A 21,162-nucleotide genomic window follows, 5' to 3' on the forward strand; every position below is an offset into this window, starting at 1 on the left:
TTTCTAGTTTTTAGTTTTTAGTTTTCATTATTTTTATATCATTACAAGCTGAGATGTATTGAGCTGCAGACCATGCTTGATATGCTTTTCCCATAGGTTTACCGGTAGTTCCGTGTGCCCATTCTGTAAACTCCCATTCTTCATTAATTCCTTCTTTGTTAATAAGCGCTAGCTTGTGCAACTCTGCAATAGCAACATCTTTAAAGCCTAATTTATTTACAAACTTTACCCAAAATCCGCCCACAAAAGGCCAAATACCACCATTGTGATAATGATTTGGTAAATTCAGAAGGTTTACGGTGTAATAAGGCTTCCAATCTGGATCTCCAGGACTTACAACCGGATATACATTTGCAACAGGAAAAGGATCATTTACCCCAACACCTAACATAAACTTAAAAGTTTGATGTGCTTTTTCAGCATCTATGGTTCCGTGTAAAAAGGCTAAAACATTCCCTAAAACATCGCAACGCCAACTAAAATCGAAGGGTGTGGTTTGCGCTATTAAATAAGAAGTATCTCCTAAGGTAAATTGCTTTTCGGCAAAAGAAACCGATTGAAATATTTTTTGCTGAGTAGAAGGCCAAAAATTTTGAACAATCTCTTTTTTTATCACCTGAGACCATCTGATATATTCTCCTGCATCTTCATGATTACCTAACATCTCTAACATACGTCCGAAACAAACATTAGAGCGATACCAAAGAATTTCATCGTATAAAATATTGTAACTTCTACCAAATAAATCCGTCCAATCTCCTGCTTCAGGAATTTCTAAAAGTGCATCATTATTACTATCATGAGCGCCCAACCAACGCATGGTTTCTTTTATATCTCCAATATATTTTCTTAAAAACTGAATGTCTTTGGTAACATTTACATATTCGTAGAAAGCAATAACCACCCAAATACCACTATCTATAGAACAAATACCACCAACTCCAGAATAATCTGGCTCACCATCTTTTAATCTAACATTTGCTGGGATTTGTCCGTTTCTAGAAATATTTTCTAGCAAGGTTATTAAGGTTTGTCTCTGGCATTGGTGTATCTCTTCATCTTCTATTAAAGACAGCGAACCAATTACTGTTATGGCGCCATCTCTAGCCCAAACACTATGATAATTTTCATCGGTACCATTCGGAATATTGTCTTTTATAGAACAGGCTGAAAAACCAAGTGGCGTAATATTTTTTCTTAACGCTTCTATTGCTTTTACATAACCTTCTTGAATTAATGCTATTTTTTCATCATCATCTTCTAAAGCAATATTGTCTAATTCCTTTTTGATAAAGAAATCTTCTGAATGATCAATTTTAGTATCTTCAAGGGCGTCTTTTGGTAAGATTTCATAGAAAATTAATCCTTCTATAATACCATCTCCTTTTTCTTTTTCTGTATGATACACTTTTTTATGTTTTGTATACAGATATAGTTCATCATGAGCATTGGCAACTACAATACCTGAAACCTCTTTTAAATCGAACATCGCAGAATCATTACCACTATCACCTGCAACTAAAACTTGATCTGATTTTAAATCTAATCTTCTTAACAGCCATTGTAGTGCGTTTCCTTTATTTGCCCATTTGGGTAAAATGTCTAAAAACTTATTACCAGAATACACCACGTTTACATCCATATTGGCATCCGCAAAATCTTGCGCTATTTCATCTATCAAGTCATTGCTTGCATCATGAAAAAAATAACTTCTCTTATACGAGTGCTGAAATTTACTTGGTTGATCACTTATAGGATGGGTAATTTTTTGAACAATATTTTCTACCGAATCAAGATTCCATCCATCATCCAAAACATCATTAAATTCTTTTTCAATGGCACCTTTTTTATAATTATAAATATGTGTACCCACTCCAGAAATAATATAACCTGGTTCCGGAAGTACCTTTTTATCGATTAAATCTAAAACGTCCTCTATTAAACGTCCTGTATTATAGGTTAAGATTGCATCGGTTTGATCTTGATACTTTTCCCATATTTTTTTAAAATTACTTTTATAGGTATGAAAATCAATTAAGGTATTATCAATATCAAATGATAATAGTTTTATTTTATTTTCAACATTTAAGCTATTTACGGTCATTTCATTGTGTTTTTAAGAGAGAATCATTAATAACACTGAATTTAATTAAAAATTAAAGAGCAAACAAAAGTTAAGACTCCTATCGTTATTTCTAGTTTAATTTTTATGATTGTGATAATTATGACCATCAAAAAATAGTAAATAAAGAATGATAAAAATTATTTTCGTTATTTTACCTCTCTTTATAAACACCCCGCTATAATTATAAATTTCAATTAGCAAAAATTACACAAAAAACACAAAGAGGTAATTTTAGGATCTAAAAATCATGAAAGAAATAGAAGAATTTTACTTTAAAAATGATATTGAATGGCGTAATTGGTTGTCTAAAAATTATGATTTATCCAAAGGGGTTTACCTTATATTTTATAAAGTAGAAAATATAGAGGAATCTATGCGTTGGGAAGATGCGGTAAAAGTTGCCTTATGTTTTGGTTGGATAGATGCTACTGTAAAAAGTTTAGGCGATGGAAAACGTAGGCAATATTTTTGCCCAAGGAAACAAAAAAGTGTTTGGAGTGCCGTAAATAAAAAGCATATTAAAAATTTAATTGCTAATAATTTAATGCACCAAAGTGGATTAGATATTATAGAAGTTGCAAAACAAAATGGTTCTTGGACAGTCTTGGATACGGTAGAAAAAGGAATCGTACCAAATGATTTACAACTTGCCTTTGCTAAAAACGAAACCGCTTATACCAATTTTAAAAACTTTGCCCCAAGTTATAGAAAGCATTATTTATACTGGATACATCAAGCAAAAAGAGAAACCACAAGAAAAAACCGAATTATAGAAATAATTCGGTTGTGTAGTAAAAATATTAAAACTCGTGGAACGAGGTAATTAATTAGAGACCACTTATAAAATTACCATAAGGATCTTTAAATTGAGTTCCTTCTGCAAAACGATATTTGCTAAGTTTTTTAAACTCTACTAATGCCCAAAGAATAAATTCTTTTACAAAATAAGCATCTGCTTCATTCATATTTGGTTGATGCTTTTTAAGGAAAGCATCTAACGGTTTTACCTTATCTAACTCTGCTTTGTATTCTGCTCCTGTATGCTCATCTAACAATTCAAAATCTTCATCAGCGTTAAAAAACCACGAAATAATATCATCATAAGGAGATTCTTCTTCTTGTTTCTCTAATTTTTTTATCTCCGGAAAATAACTTGGAAATAATGTCTTAATAGCATTTTTAATTAATGTTTCTGCTACTACTTGCGCTCCTTCTTGTTCTCCTTCATAGACCAACTCCACTTTTCCTGTAATTGCAGGAATAATTCCGTCGAAATCATTTAAACGAATCATTGTTTTTTCATCACCCGAAAGTAGAGCTCTTCTTTCTGCTGTACTTAATAAATTCTCGAAAGCAGAAATACTTAAACGGGCACTTACCCCACTTTTAGCATCGATATACTCACTTTCTCTTGCTTCAAAAACAATTTGTTCTAACAAGTCTTTTGCCAACTCTGGTACTGAAATAAATTCCTTTTGAGAACCAACCTTGTTTGCTTCTTGCTGTGTAATTGTTTTAGCTGTTTCAATATCCTCTGGATAATGTGTTAAAATTTGCGAACCAATTCTATCTTTTAGAGGGGTAACGATACTTCCTCTATTGGTATAATCTTCCGGATTTGCTGTAAACACAAATTGCATATCTAAAGGTAAGCGTAATTTAAATCCTCTAATTTGAATATCTCCTTCTTGTAAAATATTGAAAAGCGCAACCTGAATTCTAGCTTGTAAATCTGGTAATTCATTAATTACAAAAATACATCTGTTAGCACGTGGAATCATTCCGTAATGAATAACTCTATCATCTGCATAACTCAATTTTAAGTTTGCTGCTTTTACAGGATCTACATCACCAATAATATCTGCTACAGTAACATCTGGCGTAGCCAATTTCTCTGCAAAACGTTCGTTTCTGTGCATCCAATAAATGGGAGTTGCATCTCCTTTTTCTTTAATCAACTCAATGGCAAATCTAGAAATAGGGTTTAAAGGATCATCGTTAATTTCAGAACCTGTAACCACCGGAATATATTCATCCAATAAATCGACCATCAATCTAGCCAAACGTGTTTTTGCTTGCCCTCTTAAACCTAATAAATTAATATTATGTTTGCTCAAAATAGCTCGTTCTAATTCTGGAATCACCGTATTCTCATACCCATGCACTCCTTTAAAAACGGTTTCTTTACTTTTTATTTTACTAATAAGATTTTCTCTTAACTCGTCTTTTATAGATCTAGATGTATATCCAGATTTCACTAATTCGCCTAATGTTTTTATATTTTCTAAATTCATGTTTTTGTTTTAGATGCAAGAAAAAAGATATTACTCATGCTCTTTAATCTTTATTCTAGTTTCTTTTTTAACCTTTAATTCTCTTTTTTCTATTGGTTTCGTAATCTTCAAAAATCATTTCTCCCAAACCTTTTAAACCCGTATAAAAAGCTTTTCCTTGATTCGCTTTTGTAAACGCTTTTATAAACTGCATTAAATATGGATCTTGAGCAATCATAAAAGTGGTAATTGGAATGTGTAATTTTCTAGCTTGTTGCGCCATTGCATAACATTTGTTTACAATATACTTATCTAAGCCATTACTATTTTTATAATATTGTCCGTCTGGTAAACGCAAACAACTTGGCTTTCCATCGGTAATCATAAAAATTTGTTTGTTGGTATTTCTTTTTCTTCTCAATAAATCCATTGCTAATTGTAAACCAGCAACTGTATTTGTATGATAAGGTCCTACTTGTAAATATGGTAGATCTTTAATTTTAATTGCCCAAGCATCATTACCAAAAACAATAATATCTAAGGTGTCTTTTGGGTAACGTGTAGTAATTAATTCTGCCAAGGCCATGGCTACTTTTTTAGCAGGAGTAATTCTGTCTTCTCCATATAAAATCATAGAATGACTAATATCAATCATTAAAACCGTACTCATTTGGCTTTTATGCATGGTTTCTTCCACCACCAAATCATTTTCGGTTAAATTAAAATTATCAATTCCGTTATTAATTTGTGCATTTCTAATGCTTTCTGTAACCGAAACCTTGTCTAATGAATCTCCAAATTGATACGCTCTTAAATCTCCGGTATGTTCATCTCCTATTCCAGGAGATTTGCTTTTATGGTTACCAGAACCACTTCTTTTTATTTTTCCAAAGATATGATTCAACGCTTGCTGACGAATGGCACGTTCTGTTTTTGGAGTAATCTTAGTACCACCAGTTCCATCACCTTTAATCTCCTCTTTTATATAGCCTTTCTTCTTTAAATCTTCAATAAAATCATCTATGGTATAATTTTCATCGGTCAATTTATATTCTTTGTCTAAAGAACGTAACCAATCTATCGCTTCATCAAAATCACCAGAAGTATGTGTAATCAATTCCTTAAAAATTTCGAATAATTTTTCGAAAGGAGATTGATTTTCTGCTTCATAAGTTTTAAAGACAAAACCTTTTCTTTTGTTATTGTTTTTCATCACCATAAAAGTACAGTTTTATACGGATGAAAGATAAAGATTAACATTGGTTTAATATATGTAAGCATAAATTTGTTTTATAAAATTTTAAAAACATTAAACAAAAAATAATTATCTTTACCATATGGCAAAAATAATTATAACAGGTGGTACAGGTTTAGTCGGCAAAAGATTATCAAAATTACTGATTGATAAAAAACACGACGTTGTAATTTTAAGTAGAAGTCCCAAAAATGAAAACGAATTTAAATGGGATATCTCTTCTAATTATGTTGATGAAAAAGCGCTTTTAAATACCGACTATATAATTCATTTAGCAGGAGCAGGAATTGCAGACAAACGTTGGACCAAAGAAAGAAAAGAAGTAATAATTAACAGCAGGGTTAAAAGTGCCAATTTACTTTTTGATAAAATCTCTGAGCTTAAAATTAATTTAAAAGGTTTTATTTCTGCATCTGGAGTTGGTTATTATGGTGCCATCACTACAAATAAAATATACCAAGAAACAGATAATGCAGGCACTGATTTTTTAGGTGATGTTTGCCAAAAATGGGAAAACGCAGCGCACCAATTTTCAACAAAAAACATTCCTGTCACAATTTTAAGAACAGGTATTGTTTTAACGGATAATGGCGGTGCACTAGACAAAATGAAAACTCCTATTATAACTCCTTTAGGTTCTGGAAAACAATTTTTACCATGGATTCATTTAGATGATTTGTGTGCAATCTATATAAAAGCCATTGAAGAAAATTTAGAAGGTATTTTTAACGCAGTTGCTCCAGAGCATCACACAAGCATAACATTTTCTAAAGAACTAGCTAAAAGCATCAACAAACCTTATATAGGTATTGGAGTACCTAGTTTTATGCTGAAACTTATATTTGGAGAAATGGCAAAAATATTACTAGAAGGAAGTAAAATTTCGGCAAAAAAAATCGAAAAGAACGGTTATTCTTTTCGATTTGAAACACTTAAAAAAGCGTTGAATAATTTATAATTCTTCTTAAAAAGTAGAAGTAATATTTAAAGCAACATCACTCCAAGTTTTAGAAACTCCGTCTGCACCTTTGTGTAAATCTAAACAAGCCTCATTTAATGATGCTAAAGCTGCAGATCCATTCCAATTGGTAACATCCATAGTAGCTTTCATATTAAAAACTTTCCCTTCTATTGTATAGGTAAAAGCTACTTTTTCTGTAACTCCGTTCATTTTAATTTCTGCAACACCATTAGTAGCATCTGTTATCATTAACTTACCAGAAAGTAATTTTGTATTCTCCATAACACCAAAGAATAATTTTTGAATTTTAAAATCTCTGCTTGTATCTTTAGTAAAAATACTACTTACAGGAATTGAAAATTCTGTATTATTAATGGCTTCTTTAATAGTACTACCTTCTCCACCAGAAATAATATCTACGGTATTAAATTTACCACCTACAGGTATTTTCTCTGTAGTTTTATATGCTACAAAGTTAATATCATTTTGTGCTTTTTCTAAAGAAAAAACTACGGCACTTTTTTTAGCTTTAATTGTATCATCTCCTTTTTCATCAGATTTTTTATCTGATTTACAAGATGAAAAATTAAATGCTACAATCATTAATAATGATAAAACTACGACTCTTTTCATAATGTTATTTTTTAGTGTTTAAAACTGTATTTGCTAAATTAATATATTCTTGCTTCGCTACGTCAGATTTCATACCATTTAATTGCATCCAAGCATTCAATTTAAAAGCACTTCTTACGTTATGCTCATCATTAAAAGAAAACTTGTTACCAAAATTTGCTTGCTTGTTATAGGCATAAAATTTTAGCATGATGTCTGGAGCAATGACCTTTTCTAATTTAGAAATTTTATAGAAAGCGTCATTAAACTCTTTATCTAAATCAGATTCCATCCCTTATTATTTTTCTGCAATTATTTGAACTCCTCCTTTTACTTTATCATTTAAAGATACGTTTAACTTTGTACCTAATGGAAGAAAAAGGTCTACTCTAGAACCAAATTTAATAAAACCTGCATCTGCACCTTGCACCGCTGTATCACCAACTTTTGCATAATTAACAATTCTTTTAGCCAATGCACCCGCAATTTGTCTGTATAAAACATCACCAAAAGCAGTATTATTAACAACTACAGTAGTTCTTTCATTTTCTGTAGATGCTTTCGGGTGCCATGCAACCAAGTATTTTCCTGGATGATACTTACTATATTTTACAACTCCACTCATTGCATACCTTGTAACATGTACGTTAATTGGAGACATAAAAATTGAAACTTGTAATCTTTTTCCTTTAAAGTATTCTGGTTCTTCTACTTCTTCTATAACAACAACTTTACCATCTACTGGCGCAACTAATACGTTGTCATTTAAAGGAGCAACTCTTTTAGGGTTTCTAAAAAACTGTAGTACAATCACTAAAAAAGCAAGTAATAAAACTTGAATTGCTTTAACAAGCCATGTTATATCTATTAAATTATCTGCCAATAGTACACCTACTATTGTTATTATAAAGGTAATAACAATTATTTTATATCCTTCTTTGTGAAAACGAATCATACTTAAATTATAAAATTAATATACAAATATACAAATGGCGCTGCAAATAACAAACTATCCAATCTATCCAAAATACCACCATGACCAGGCATAATAGTACCACTATCTTTTATATTGGCTTGTCTTTTAAATTTAGACTCTACTAAATCTCCAATCGTACCAATTACACTAACAATAACAGCTATAACTAACCAATTTACTACTGTAAAATCGGTATTTAACTTACTAATTATATAGGCAGCAATTAAAGCAAAAGCCAAACCACCTAAAAACCCTTCTTGTGTTTTTTTTGGTGAAACCGAAACAAACAATTTTCTTTTCCCAAAATTCTTACCTACTAAAAAAGCAAAACTATCATTTACCCAAATCATAATTAAAATAGAAATTATTAAATGTGGGTTATAAGTTTCTTTGTAAATAGGCAAAAGGATTAGAAAGATCATAGAAAAAATAGGATACCTAATTAGTAAACCTGATTTAGACCTATCATTAGAAAAAGAAATTTCTTTTTTAGTAAATAAATAGTAGATAAGAAATAAAGAGGAAATTATTGTAATTCCTAAAATGATAATTACTGCATAACTTTCTGGTCTTTTTAACATTAAAAACAATGTTAAACAAAAGAAAATATAACCTATCGCCCCTTTAAAATTGATGAGTTTAGAAAATTCCCAAACACATAACAATCCAAAAATAGTTGTTAGAACTACATACGATTCTTTTGAAAAAAGAATCGCTGATATAAAAATTAAAACGTAAATTATGCCTGAAAGACTCCTTTTTAAAAGGTTACTCATATTATAAATCTTCTAATAGCAGCAAATATAAGTTTTTTGAGTTACTGTTTCCGTAGTTTAAGAAATTATCATCATTTTTATGAATGTTATAATTTTTTATGGCAGATATATTGGTAGGCAAATTATCTTTATGATGAATTTTAATACCAGTTAACCCTTGGCCCATATCTTTAACCAACTGACTCGTAGTTGCATAAACAATAAAGTTTTGAGGCATTTCTGACAACTTAATACTTTTTAATTGTTTTGATGAAAATAAAATATCTCCATTATCTGCAATCAAATGCTCACAATTCAAGAAAACAGGAAAATTTGAATTGAAGTTTCTATTCATTACTACCTCATGACTGTTTAAAAAAGAAGATAATTTATCGTCTAAAAGCGTTAATTGATTCCAATTATTCTCTTTTAAAATGCTCTTTAAATTCTCTACAACTTCACTTTCTTTTAAACAATATAAAAACTTACCTCCTTTTTCAAGGAAATTATGTACAAAAAGGTCATCCAAAGAAAGATCTATTTCTTGTCTTTGGATTTCCTCTACTTCTTTATTGGGTATGTTGAATAGCTTTTTAAAAAAATTCATTTATATTATTCTTCAGTTTTTAATTCTACTGGAGTAATATTTTCTTTTTCATCAACGATTTCTACTTCAAGAGCTTCTTCAAAAGGTCTTTTTCCAAATATTTTTTCTAAATCGTCTTTAAAGATAACTTCTTTTTCCAGTAATAATTCTGCAAGAGTAGTTAATTTATCTTTATTTTCTTCTAAAATTTGAATAGCTCTTACATATTGAGCTTCAATAATTTTAGAAATTTCTTGATCTATAGTTTTACCTGTTTCTTCACTATAAGGTTTTACAAAACCATCATTACCAGAAGAATCATAATAAGTAACATTACCAACAGCTTCATTTAAACCATAAACAGTAACCATTGCTTTTGCTTGCTTAGTCACTTTTTCTAAATCACTTAAAGCTCCTGTAGATATTTTATCAAACATTACTTTTTCTGCAGCTCTACCACCCATGGTAGCACACATTTCATCTAACATTTGCTCTGTCTGCACAATCATTCTTTCTGCTGGTAAATACCAAGCAGCTCCTAAAGATTGTCCTCTTGGTACAATAGTAACTTTTACCAATGGTGCAGCATGCTCTAACATCCAACTAATTGTTGCATGACCTGCTTCATGAAAAGCAATCACCTTTTTCTCTTTTGGTGTAATTACTTTATTTTTCTTCTCTAAACCTCCAACGATTCTATCTACAGCATCTAAGAAATCTTGATGATGAATTGCTTTTTTACCATTTCTGGCAGCAATTAATGCAGATTCGTTACACATATTTGCAATATCTGCACCAGAAAAACCAGGAGTTTGTTGTGCTAAGAAATCAATCTTAACATCTTCTGCTAATTTTAAAGGTTTAATATGAACTTCAAAAATTTCTTTTCTTTCGTTGATATTAGGTAAGTCTACATAAATTTGTCTATCAAAACGACCAGCACGCATTAATGCACTATCTAAAACATCTGCTCTGTTTGTTGCTGCTAATACAATAACATTTACATCTGTACCAAAACCATCCATTTCTGTTAGTAATTGATTCAACGTATTTTCACGCTCATCATTACCACCAGTCATACTATTTTTTCCACGAGCTCTACCAATAGCATCAATCTCATCAATAAAAATAATAGAAGGCGATTTTTCTGCAGCTTTTTTAAACAAATCTCTTACACGAGAAGCTCCAACACCTACAAACATTTCAACAAAATCTGAACCAGATAAAGAGAAAAAAGGAACATCTGCTTCACCAGCAACTGCTTTTGCTAATAAGGTTTTTCCTGTTCCAGGAGGTCCTACTAATAAAGCTCCTTTTGGAATTTTACCTCCTAAAGAGGTATATTTTTCTGGATTTTTTAAGAAATCAACAATTTCTTGTACTTCTTCTTTTGCGCCTTCTAATCCGGCAACATTTTCAAACGTAGTTTTTACCTTTGTGTCTTTATCAAATAATTTTGCTTTGGATTTACCAATGCTAAAGATTTGACCTCCACCACCAGATCCAGCGCCACCACCAGACATTCTTTTCATAAAAAACAACCAAACTGCAATTAATATTATAAAAGGTAAGAAACCTAAAATAGTATCAAAAACACTTGTTTTATTCTCGTTTTTTATATCAAAGTCTAACTCGTTAGCTTGTCTTGCTTTTTCAACGTTATTTTCAAAATTTTGTAAATCTCCAAAATTATAGTCGTAAAAAGAAGACCCTTGCGTATAAAAAGCAGAGTTTTTAATCTTACTGTAACGTTCTTTTTTTTGTGCTTCTTCCTTTATATAAATCTGAGCTAAATTATTATTTAAAACAACAATTCTAGAAATATCATTGTCTTTTAAAATTTCATTAAACTCATTTTTAGAAATACTTTTAGTAGCTAAATCTCCACTACTAAAAAACTGAAAGGCCATTATTACAACAAATATTGCACCATATATCCAGTATGCATTAAATTTAAATTTAGGCATATTAGGATTACTATCTTTTTTTGAATCACTCATTTATTTAAAAAATAAAAAGATTAAACTGATTTTATCTCTGTAATTTTAGCATCACCCCAAAGACTTTCAATATCATAATACTCACGAACATGTTTTTGAAAAATGTGCACTGCTACGTTTACATAATCCATTAAAACCCACTCAGAGTTTGTTTGGCCTTCTATATGCCAAGGTTTGTCTTTAAGTTCTTTGCTTACTATTTTTTGAATAGAACCAGAAATTGCATTTACTTGTGTATTTGAGTTACCAGAGCAGATTATAAAATAATCGCATACAGTATTCTCTATATCTCGTAAGTCTAATAATTGAATATTTTCTCCTTTTACTTCATCAATCCCTTTAATTATTAAAGCAATTAAATCATCTGTACTTACTTTTTTATTTGTCATTAACTTTTTTCTATATTTAACGCAAAGTTATTATTTTTTTGCGAGTATTTTGTGTATTATTACAGTAGTTTACACTTTATTTAACACTTGAAAACAATCAAACTTAGTGCCACCGATTCTACAAATTCTTTTTTAAAGGATTTATCTCAAAATTCTACCTTAGAGAATTTTACAACTGTTGTTACGCAAAACCAAACAAAAGGAAGAGGGCAACAACAAAACAAATGGGTATCCGACCCTTACAAAAACCTTACATTCAGTGTCTTTATATCATTTCAAGACTTAAAAGTAATTCAAAAAAAATATTTAAATTTTGCTATTTCTTTAGCCATTTATAATGTTTTATTTACTAAAAACTTACCCAAACCTTCTATAAAATGGCCTAACGACATTCTGTCAGCAAACAAGAAAATTTGCGGAATTTTAATAGAAAACACATTTTCTGGTGATCGTATTAAGAATTCTTATGTAGGAATTGGTTTAAATGTGAATCAAGAAACATTTCCAGAATACTTAAACAACGCTACTTCTTTAAAATTAGAAACAGGTATAGCATATGATTTAGATATTTTATTACCTACAGTTTTAGAAGAAATTAAGAAAAATATAAAACTTTTAACCTCTAAGAAATTTACACTTTTAGAGGAAAAATATTTAGATGTTTTGTATAAAAAAAACATCCCTACTATGTTTAAAAATAGTAAGGATGAAATTTTTATGGGTATAATTTCTGGAATTTCAGATTTCGGAAAATTACAAGTTCAATTAGAAGATGATACCATCAAAGAATTTGGACTTAAAGAAATTTCTTTCCTTTAAAGTTTTCCTATATTTTCTGTAAGTGTATCTACAAACTTGGTCAATGGTTTTTTAATCATCATTGCCATCATTGCATTAAATTCTCCGTCAAAATTTAAGGTTACTTCTGTTTTATTTTCAGAAACTTCATTAAGATCTGCAGCTAAAGTAAAAGGTAATTTACTACTTGCAGCACCTAATGTTATATTAGAAAATTCTGTTTTATCTTTTAAAACAAGTCTAATCTCTGGCATACCAGGCAAACCGAATATAAAAGAGTCTCCATCAACTTCAAATTTTTGAATATTCTCTGGCATTAACTGCTCAAAGTTTTTTAAATCTGTAAAAAATGTAAACACTTCTTCTGCAGACTTTTCAATAGTAACTGTATTTCCGTTTATATTCATTTTTTTAAATTTATTGTTTCCACTCACTTGGATTCTTTCTCCAATCGTTTAATGTAATTAACTCTTTGTCTGTAATATAATTACTATCTAAAGCTTGTTCTAACAAGTTTTCGTAATTACTTAAAGTAGTTAATCCTACATTTTTTTCTTCAAAATTCTTGTTTGCAATATCAAATCCATAAGAAAAAATAGCCACCATACCTTTAACTACAGCACCTGCTTCTTTTAAAGCTTCTACTGCATTTAAGCTACTGTTACCTGTACTTATTAGATCTTCAATTACAACAACATTTTGTCCTCTGTCTAAATGCCCTTCAATTTGATTCTTTCTACCATGTTTTTTTGGCTCTGGCCTAACATAAATAAAAGGAACTCCTAATTGTTGCGCTACTAAAACTCCAATAGCAATTGCACCTGTAGCAACACCTGCAATTACGTCTGGCTTACCGTATTCCAATTCTACAATTTTTGCAATTTCTTCTTTTAAAAAAACACGAACTGGTGGGTAAGATAACGTAACTCTATTATCACAATATATTGGAGACTTCCAACCTGATGCCCAGTTAAAGGGATCATTTGGGCTTAACTTTATTGCTTTTATTTGCAACAAAAGTTCAGCTGTTTTTTTTGCCGTATCTTTGTTTAAAATCATACCGCAAATGTATAAAGTTTTTGTAAATGATACGCCAATAATTATCACTTCTTCTTCAAAAAAAGAAAATATTTTTCCTGTTTACAATTTTAAGAATGTTGTTATTGATGAAATCCTTCATAAACTCAACAATAAAGAATTACAAGGTGTTCATTTATACTCTACTGACTTAGAGAATGATTGGAAATCTTTTTTAACAAATATGAAGCTTATTCCCGCCGCTGGCGGATTAGTAGTAAACCCTAAAAAAGAAGTTTTATGCATCTTTAGAAACGGAGTTTGGGATTTACCAAAAGGTTGGATTGAAAAAGGCGAATCCATCGAAAACGCAGCAATTAGAGAAGTTGAAGAAGAATGTGGTATTTCTAACCTACAACTTATCAAGCCTTTAATTACTACCTATCATATTTATTTTCATAAAGGAATTAAATTAAAACAAACGTATTGGTTTTTAATGAGTTCTAATTATTCAGAAAAATTAACACCTCAACAAGAAGAAGGAATTACAGAGGTTGTTTTTAAAAACGAAACAGCAATTAAGGACGCTCTAAAAAATACCTACGCAAATATTCAATTGGTATATCAAAAATACTTAGAAAGCGATGTCTTATAAAAAGAGTACCAATTATTACTGTTTTTTTAAAACTCAAAACGTAATTTTTCTCTAAGCTCCAAAGCATATTATGTTTTAATTAGTTGATTTTCTTGATTTATCGGTCTATTTACCTGATAAATACACCTGTATGAATTAACAATACTCATAAGTAGGATAATTTTTTAAAAAAACCGTCTATCTTTGCCGACTTTAAAAATTACCAAAATTATGACTGAATTTATTAGAAAAATATTACCAAACGCAAAAGATGATGTACTTGCAGGAATAACTGTTTCCTTAGCAATGATACCAGAAGTTGTAGCTTTTGCCTTTGTAGCACAAATAAGTCCTATTGTGGCATTATTTGGTGCTTTTGTAGTAGGTATTATCTCAGCAAGTTTTGGTGGTAGACCAGGTTTAATCTCTGGAGCAGCAGGTGCTGTAGCTGTAATTTTTGTACATATGATACAAGAAGGACATGCAAAAGGCTTATTATTTGACAACCCTGTTGAAAACATGGGATATTTTTATCTCTTAGCCGCCGTAGTATTAATGGGCGTTATACAGGTTTTTGCCGGACTCTTTAAGCTAGGGAAATTTGTACGGTTAATTCCGCATCCTGTAATGATGGGCTTTGTAAACGGATTGGCCATTGTTATTTTTATGGCACAATTAGGTATGTTTAAAGAAAACAAAAAAGATTTCTTCGGACAAAATATGCGTAAAACGGAATCGAAAGAACTCGTTTACAACATCTCTAACAACCAAGTAAAAGATTTAGTTTCTAATACTGTAATATTTACTATTGATGATAATGTAGTAAAAAACAGTAGTACAAATGAAGAGTTATTTTTAATTTCTGACGGTCAGGTTTTTGATATCAATACAAAAAAGGTTGTTTTTAACGCTTCTGACGAAGGATTTTACTCTGTAAAAGACAGTGGTGTTGTAAAATATAGCATGCAAGGCGAAACATTATATGTAATGATTGGTTTAGTATTACTAACCATGCTAATTGTTTGGGGTTTACCTAAGCTAACAACAAAAATACCTGCAGCATTAACAGCCATTTTAATTGTTACTTTAATTTCTATTTTTAGCGGACTTGGTTCTATTAATGTAGGAGATTTTATTAGAGATGGTGGTGGTGCTGGTTTAAACGGAATTGCAGAACTTTCTAAAAACTTAAATGTTTTAGAATTGTGGAGCAACCTTCCTTTTAATTTAGATACACTAAAATTTATTGCTCCGTATGCATTTTTGGCAGCATCTGTTGGTTTAATAGAAACCTTAATGACCATGAATTTAGTAGATGAATTAACAGAAACTAGAGGAAACGGAAACCAAGAATGTATTGCACAAGGTGCAGGGAACATTGTAAGTGGTGCTTTTGGTGGTACTGGTGGATGTGGTATGATTGGGCAAACAGTTATAAACATTAATGCAGGAGGACGTGGACGTTTATCTGGTATAATGATGGCTTTAACCTTACTAACTTTTATTTTATTTGCAGATAAATATATAGAGCAAGTGCCAATTGCAGCGCTTGTTGGAGTTATGTTTATGATGGTAATAGAAACATTTGCTTGGTCTAGTTTTAGAATTTTAAAGAAAATACCAGTCTCTGATGCCGCTGTATTAATCATTGTTTCTGCTGTTACTGTTTTCTTTGACTTAGCTATTGCCGTATTTGTAGGGGTTATTATTTCTGCATTATCTTTTGCTTGGACAAGTGCTAAGAAAATTAGAGCTAGAAAACGTTTTAAAGAAGACGGTACAAAAATTTATGAAATTTGGGGTCCACTTTTCTTTGGAAGTATTACCGAGTTTAATGGAAAGTTTGATATAAAAAACGATCCTGATGTGGTAGAAATAGATTTTGTAGAGGCACGTGTTACAGATCATTCTGCTATAGAAGCAATCTTTAATTTGGTTGAAAAATACCAAGCAGCTGGTAAAAAAATCACCCTAAAACATTTAAGTGAAGATTGTAAACTTTTGTTATTTAAATCTAGCCCAATTTTTACGGATATTATTTTAGAAGATATCGATGATCCTCGTTACCATTTAGCAGCGAATCCAGAAGATTTTCCTAAACCATTAGGGGAATATAAGTTTTAAAAAAGTGTTTTAAACAGGTATTCTAACAAAAGAACTTGTTTGACATTACCTTAATAATCAAACTAAAAAAAAGCGAAGTTTAAGTAGATGTACTTAAACTTCGCTTTTTACTTTTATCAAAAATAACTTTTTAAGAGTAAGAAGTTCTGCAAGTTTATTAATCGATAATTACTTTTTTAACCAATCTACCTAATGTACTTTCTACATGAACAAGGTAGACTCCTGTACTCAAATTAGAAAGGGCTATTTCTTTAGGACCTTCAATCGATGTTGAAAGCACGGTTTTTCCAGATAAGTCAAACATTTTAACTTTAGAATTCCCTTCTTTAATTCCCTGAATATGCAATGTTTTTTCAGACACATAAACAACAGCATTGTTTAGTGTTGATTGAGTGTTTCCTAAAGTTCTCGATATTGTATGGATGTAAAAACGACCTATACCGTCTAAGTTTTGGGTAAGTGTTGTTTTAAAAGTTGTAGTATCATCTAACAAAGTAAACGAATTATTACTTTTATCTTCTAAATAAACATTGAACTTAACTGGCAAATTAATGCTTTTTAATGAAAGTGTTATAGAAGAACCAGAAATGGCTTTAATCCCTAAAGGAATAATCATGCCTTCAAAATTAGAGTTAGGTAAAGATTGAATCCCCAAATTTCTTTCATCGTCAATAGCTACCGTTCTTGTAAAAATAGCTAACGATGTTGCCTCACCATTAAAAATAGAACTATCATATCCATTATCAAAACTAGTTGTAGTACCTTCAATATAATAAACATTCGTGTTTAGACTACTTGATTCGTCTGCAAGCGTAATTACCAACTCTGGTCTATTATCATTTGCACTTTTCTGAAACGTATCTCCATTTTGATGAGACTGCATGGTTTCATTAAATTTAAAAAGATTAGCACCATTGGCTCGCACAAAAAAGCCTTGCGTAGGAGCAATAAACTTAGCCGGAGTAACATGATTTACTATTTCATATGCATTGGTTGCTTGGTTCCAATACCAAATAGTTTCCTCATCTAAAATAGTATTATTTACCTTTAGAATATTATTAGTATTGTCTGCAGCATTATTGGCAGGCACAAAAGAAGTATATGGATTTCCTATTAAGTTCAGTCCGTTAGCATTTACAACCAAAGGCACCGCTGTTTCCGTTTCTGTTCTTATGATTCCTACAAAAGCTACATCACCTGCAGTTGCTAATTTTAAAGATTTTCCATCACCTTTAAGAAAATTACCAGAACCTGTAGCTCCGTTTTGATAATACACCCAAGTAGGTATTGTGTTATCATAACTACTTAAACCTCTATTATCTCCTGTACCTACAGCTAAACCTTCATCCAAAGCAAAAGCATCAATATCTTGCCCCACAACTGGCGACGAAATTAAATACCAATTGGTATTTGGTATATTTCTATTATAAGTAACATTGCCTGTAAAATCATCTTGGGCTATTAACGAAGACCCTGAGTTTAAGCTTATGGAATTAACCGTTACCGCTGAAGAAGCTGTTGGATAATTTACTAAACCACTTGGTATAACAACTTCATTAGATTCAGTAGGTACTGTATTTACATCCCAATTTGCAGCCAAATTCCAGTCGGTATCAGCAGCACCTGTCCAAGTTATAACATCACCAGAAAACTGAGAAGTAAACATTCCTCTACCATGCGTAGTTGCTAAAATGGTCTTGTCTGCTATTCTTAAATCTAAATCTAACACCGTAACATCACTCATACCATTATAAGACTGCGTCCAAACAGGGTTTGCTGCAAAAAAATCTGCTGTTCTCCAAACACCAAGTTCCGTACCTATTAATACCTCTTCTTTCTTTAACGGGTTTTGTAAAATACACTTTACAGGTATGTCTGGTAAATTGCCTTCTTTACTTACCCAAGATGCTCCACCATCTGCAGTGTACCACAAACTTGTAACACCATAATTATGAACAGTGACAAAAATAATTTGATCTGTGCCTCCTATTTCAATATCAGAAATACTACCTATAAAATTATCACCAGAAATATCCGACCAAATAGGTACACCTGCCAAATCTGTTATTTTTAACAATTTACTATTCTTAGTCCCTAGAAAAAGAGTGGTATTGGTATGAGGTGATACTTTAAAAGCAGCAGGATCTCCATCTAATAATACATTTGCAAAATCTTGTCTTACAGCACTATTTTCTCCTAAAGTAAAAGAAGAAAATTGATTTGTAACATCCGTAGAACTATTGGCATATAAAATATTATCTACATCATCTAAGTCTGCTTCATTTATAAAATTACCATCAGCACTATTTACAATGGTATAACCACCAAAATAAGCATCATTTGCATTTGTGTACGATGTTTCTGCAAAATAATAACTCAACCCTGTACTCCCAACAATCATATACTCTCCTCTACCAGCAACACCTCCTCCATCTTGATCAATCTCACTATAACTACCGTCTCCACTAAAAAAACTAAAATAATTATTAAAGCTGTTGGCTCCTGACACAGCATTTTGTATTATTTGTGTACCATTGTCTTGAGCCCCTCCTAAAATAATTTCATTAGCAGTACCAGACGCAATAGATCCATAATAAAACTGAGTTACATTGTAATCTTTATTTCTTGCATTAATACTTAATGTTGCTGTATTAGCTGTTATATCTGGAGAATAATAAACACCTCCATCGTTTCCAAAAACAGCTTCGGTTGGCGCATTTGGTCTAAACACAATTGCATGATGATCTGCATGTACTAACGGAATATTTAAAGCACTTAAACCAGGATTATTAGACCATTTAGAAATCTGTGTCCAAGTTATACCATTGTCTGTAGACCTAAATAAATCAATACCTCCTACATATAAATGATCATTTACATCTACCTCTATAGGTAAATTATAAAACGCTTGTCCTCTTGTGTAATCTGTTTCAGTAATGTTGTTATCACCATCATTAGGTTCTGCCAATCGGTTGGTTACCGCATCAAAGGTAGCAAAGGCATCATCTGTAAACCACAAATCTCCTGCTCCATCAATATCTGCTGCCACCCAAAATTTATCTGCATCTAAACTAGAAACTTCTAATTCTGTTCTACGTGCATTTGGTATTTGAGTAAGTAGGTTAAACACTATTCCGTCTGTAGACTTTAGAATTTTACCACCTGAATCTCCAAAACTACTTCGTGTTGTAGTAACCCAAATATTATTATTTAAATCTAACTCTAGATCGTTTGGATTGGATGGATTTCCGTTACTTTCATTAATACTAATTTTGCTCCAAATAACACCATTGTCTATAGATTTATATACTCCTTGTTCATTTAAACCATGAAAATTATTCGGATTGGCAGCTGCCTTAAAATAAGCCCCAGCAACAGAGATATACAACTCTGTAGTTGTACCAATATCTCTAGCAACCATATCATTTATGTAAAAAATACCGTTTACAAAATTACCGCCATTTGCGGATGTTAAGCCTCCAAAAACATTATTCCAAGTAACTCCTTTATCTGTAGATTTCCAAACACCTCTTCCCACAACACTTCCGCTTGAATACGATTCTCCAGAACCTATATAAAAGGTTTCAGTATCATTAGGATCATAAATAATAGAAGTTACAGAAATATTGGCACCAATATCTGGCACTAAACTCCATGATGAATTTACGTCGGTTATATCTTCATTTACCCAAAGTCCACCAGAAACACCACCTGCAAAAACCCTGTTCTTATCTACATCATTAGGATCAAACATAATTCCTCTTGTTCTACCACCAACATTATTAGGACCTCTGTCTACCCAAGCGTTAAAATTATCTCCGCCACCACGCTGCAATTTTCTTTGTTCTTTTAATTCTTCTTGTATTTTTAAAACCCTTTCAGGCATTGGCCTACCTGTATTAGGATCTAAGGTTAACTCCCACATTTGTTCGTTGTATGCATTAGGAGGTAAACCTAAGCCTCTTCTTTCTTTTTTTGACAATCCTTTAGATTCTTTAAAAGGACTGTTGTCTAAATAAGATTGATGTTTTTCTCTCAGTTTTGTTACTTTTTCTGTTTTTACAACATTGTAAATAAACTTAAAAATGAAAATAACAGCAATTGCAAGCAATAAAAATTTAACTAATTTTATTCCGCTAGGTTTCGTTTGTGAAGACATAGTTAGTTTGGTTTTAGAACAAATAAATTACTTAGGAGAGAATCAAATATAAAAATATATTCTACAAAATACTAATTTCCAACAAATTAAACAACACTGATAAAGTATTATTAGAAGAAAATTAATGATTTTACTGCACTAAATACTATTTGAACAAAACTGATAAAGCTCCATTACGTTAGTATGACGTAATTTTTACGAATGCTTTTTTTGAAAAAATTGATGTTTTTTTATGATTGTTTAGCGATTAATCTAAAGGACTTGACTTATTTATTTTGTGCGTTTAGGGATTTAATGAATAACTATACAAAATGAATTCCTTCAACTGCTTTTTTAACGGAGTATAAAGAAACAAATTATAAATCTTTTAAAAAACTTTCATACAACGATGCAATTAGATATTTTCTAATTGCATCGTTTTCGCTTTCCCCCTTTTCATTACCTAAATGAACACCTTTTTTGTAGATAGCAAATAACGTATATGTTTCTTTTTTCATT

The 21,162-nt window shown here is 31.1% G+C and carries 19 protein-coding genes; 5 read left to right on the forward strand and 14 right to left on the reverse strand.

What is annotated here, in order from left to right:
- Nucleotides 1-10: 10 nt before the first annotated feature.
- Nucleotides 11-2,104, reverse strand: coding sequence for an HAD-IIB family hydrolase (locus WG945_RS05825; RefSeq protein ID WP_068450700.1), 2,094 nt, complete (start codon nucleotides 2,102-2,104; stop codon nucleotides 11-13).
- A gap of 268 nt (nucleotides 2,105-2,372) precedes the next feature.
- Between WG945_RS05825 and WG945_RS05830 the strand changes: the two genes are divergently transcribed.
- Nucleotides 2,373-2,948: a YdeI/OmpD-associated family protein gene (locus WG945_RS05830; protein ID WP_068450698.1), complete on the forward strand. Its 576-nt coding sequence runs from the start codon at nucleotides 2,373-2,375 to the stop codon at nucleotides 2,946-2,948.
- A 4-nt stretch (nucleotides 2,949-2,952) separates the two neighbouring features.
- Here WG945_RS05830 and WG945_RS05835 read toward each other — a convergent pair whose 3' ends face one another.
- Together WG945_RS05835 and WG945_RS05840 are read right to left on the reverse strand one after the other, a co-directional pair.
- Nucleotides 2,953-4,419 (reverse strand): magnesium chelatase, encoded by a 1,467-nt coding sequence (locus tag WG945_RS05835; protein WP_068450696.1) that lies wholly within the window; start codon nucleotides 4,417-4,419, stop codon nucleotides 2,953-2,955.
- Nucleotides 4,420-4,486: 67 nt separating this feature from the next.
- The gene (locus tag WG945_RS05840) at nucleotides 4,487-5,611 is read right to left on the reverse strand and encodes a vWA domain-containing protein (RefSeq protein WP_068450896.1); all 1,125 of its coding nucleotides are present in this window, start codon (nucleotides 5,609-5,611) and stop codon (nucleotides 4,487-4,489) included.
- A 124-nt stretch (nucleotides 5,612-5,735) separates the two neighbouring features.
- Here WG945_RS05840 and WG945_RS05845 point away from each other — a divergent pair, with 124 nt between their 5' ends.
- Nucleotides 5,736-6,611 carry a TIGR01777 family oxidoreductase gene (locus tag WG945_RS05845; protein WP_068450694.1) on the forward strand — a complete coding sequence of 292 codons (876 nt, stop codon included), beginning with the start codon at nucleotides 5,736-5,738 and terminating at the stop codon, nucleotides 6,609-6,611.
- 6 nt (nucleotides 6,612-6,617) lie between these two features.
- Here WG945_RS05845 and WG945_RS05850 read toward each other — a convergent pair whose 3' ends face one another.
- Genes WG945_RS05850 through rsfS form a run of 7 tightly spaced genes read right to left on the reverse strand, consistent with a single transcriptional unit; the run spans nucleotide 6,618 to nucleotide 11,932 of the window.
- Complete coding sequence (locus WG945_RS05850; RefSeq protein ID WP_068450692.1) at nucleotides 6,618-7,247, reverse strand: YceI family protein; 630 nt, start codon at nucleotides 7,245-7,247, stop codon at nucleotides 6,618-6,620.
- A 4-nt stretch (nucleotides 7,248-7,251) separates the two neighbouring features.
- A complete protein-coding gene (locus WG945_RS05855) occupies nucleotides 7,252-7,518 on the reverse strand; it encodes an acyl-CoA-binding protein (RefSeq protein WP_068450690.1) in 267 nt (88 codons plus the stop codon).
- A 6-nt stretch (nucleotides 7,519-7,524) separates the two neighbouring features.
- The gene (locus tag WG945_RS05860) at nucleotides 7,525-8,181 is read right to left on the reverse strand and encodes a phosphatidylserine decarboxylase family protein (protein ID WP_068450688.1); all 657 of its coding nucleotides are present in this window, start codon (nucleotides 8,179-8,181) and stop codon (nucleotides 7,525-7,527) included.
- Between the two features lie 2 nt (nucleotides 8,182-8,183).
- Nucleotides 8,184-8,978 carry a phosphatidate cytidylyltransferase gene (locus WG945_RS05865; protein ID WP_068450686.1) on the reverse strand — a complete coding sequence of 265 codons (795 nt, stop codon included), beginning with the start codon at nucleotides 8,976-8,978 and terminating at the stop codon, nucleotides 8,184-8,186.
- Nucleotide 8,979: 1 nt separating this feature from the next.
- Complete coding sequence (locus WG945_RS05870; RefSeq protein WP_068450684.1) at nucleotides 8,980-9,564, reverse strand: hypothetical protein; 585 nt, start codon at nucleotides 9,562-9,564, stop codon at nucleotides 8,980-8,982.
- Between the two features lie 5 nt (nucleotides 9,565-9,569).
- Complete coding sequence (gene ftsH, locus WG945_RS05875) at nucleotides 9,570-11,543, reverse strand: ATP-dependent zinc metalloprotease FtsH (RefSeq protein WP_068450682.1); 1,974 nt, start codon at nucleotides 11,541-11,543, stop codon at nucleotides 9,570-9,572.
- Nucleotides 11,544-11,563: 20 nt separating this feature from the next.
- Nucleotides 11,564-11,932, reverse strand: a complete 369-nt coding sequence (gene rsfS, locus WG945_RS05880) for a ribosome silencing factor (RefSeq protein ID WP_068450680.1) — start codon at nucleotides 11,930-11,932, stop codon at nucleotides 11,564-11,566.
- A gap of 87 nt (nucleotides 11,933-12,019) precedes the next feature.
- Here rsfS and WG945_RS05885 point away from each other — a divergent pair, with 87 nt between their 5' ends.
- Nucleotides 12,020-12,751, forward strand: coding sequence for a biotin--[acetyl-CoA-carboxylase] ligase (locus WG945_RS05885; protein WP_068450675.1), 732 nt, complete (start codon nucleotides 12,020-12,022; stop codon nucleotides 12,749-12,751).
- Here the strand turns inward: WG945_RS05885 and WG945_RS05890 are convergent.
- Together WG945_RS05890 and pyrE are read right to left on the reverse strand one after the other, a co-directional pair.
- Nucleotides 12,748-13,137, reverse strand: coding sequence for an orotate phosphoribosyltransferase (locus WG945_RS05890; RefSeq protein WP_068450895.1), 390 nt, complete (start codon nucleotides 13,135-13,137; stop codon nucleotides 12,748-12,750). The two genes, WG945_RS05885 and WG945_RS05890, sit on opposite strands and share 4 nt — an antisense overlap.
- A gap of 10 nt (nucleotides 13,138-13,147) precedes the next feature.
- Nucleotides 13,148-13,789, reverse strand: a complete 642-nt coding sequence (gene pyrE, locus WG945_RS05895) for an orotate phosphoribosyltransferase (RefSeq protein WP_068450673.1) — start codon at nucleotides 13,787-13,789, stop codon at nucleotides 13,148-13,150.
- Between the two features lie 7 nt (nucleotides 13,790-13,796).
- On the opposite strand from pyrE, the gene WG945_RS05900 reads away from it, so the two are divergent.
- Nucleotides 13,797-14,402: an NUDIX hydrolase gene (locus WG945_RS05900; protein ID WP_068450894.1), complete on the forward strand. Its 606-nt coding sequence runs from the start codon at nucleotides 13,797-13,799 to the stop codon at nucleotides 14,400-14,402.
- 210 nt (nucleotides 14,403-14,612) lie between these two features.
- Nucleotides 14,613-16,505 (forward strand): SulP family inorganic anion transporter, encoded by a 1,893-nt coding sequence (locus WG945_RS05905; RefSeq protein ID WP_068450671.1) that lies wholly within the window; start codon nucleotides 14,613-14,615, stop codon nucleotides 16,503-16,505.
- Between the two features lie 157 nt (nucleotides 16,506-16,662).
- Here the strand turns inward: WG945_RS05905 and WG945_RS05910 are convergent, their stop codons facing one another.
- Together WG945_RS05910 and WG945_RS05915 are read right to left on the reverse strand one after the other, a co-directional pair.
- Nucleotides 16,663-20,664 (reverse strand): T9SS type A sorting domain-containing protein, encoded by a 4,002-nt coding sequence (locus WG945_RS05910; RefSeq protein ID WP_068450669.1) that lies wholly within the window; start codon nucleotides 20,662-20,664, stop codon nucleotides 16,663-16,665.
- A 356-nt stretch (nucleotides 20,665-21,020) separates the two neighbouring features.
- Complete coding sequence (locus WG945_RS05915) at nucleotides 21,021-21,161, reverse strand: hypothetical protein (protein WP_157603684.1); 141 nt, start codon at nucleotides 21,159-21,161, stop codon at nucleotides 21,021-21,023.
- Between the last annotated feature and the right edge of the window lies 1 nt (nucleotide 21,162).

The organism is Polaribacter atrinae (assembly GCF_038023995.1).
Classification (GTDB): Bacteria; Bacteroidota; Bacteroidia; order Flavobacteriales; family Flavobacteriaceae; genus Polaribacter; species Polaribacter atrinae.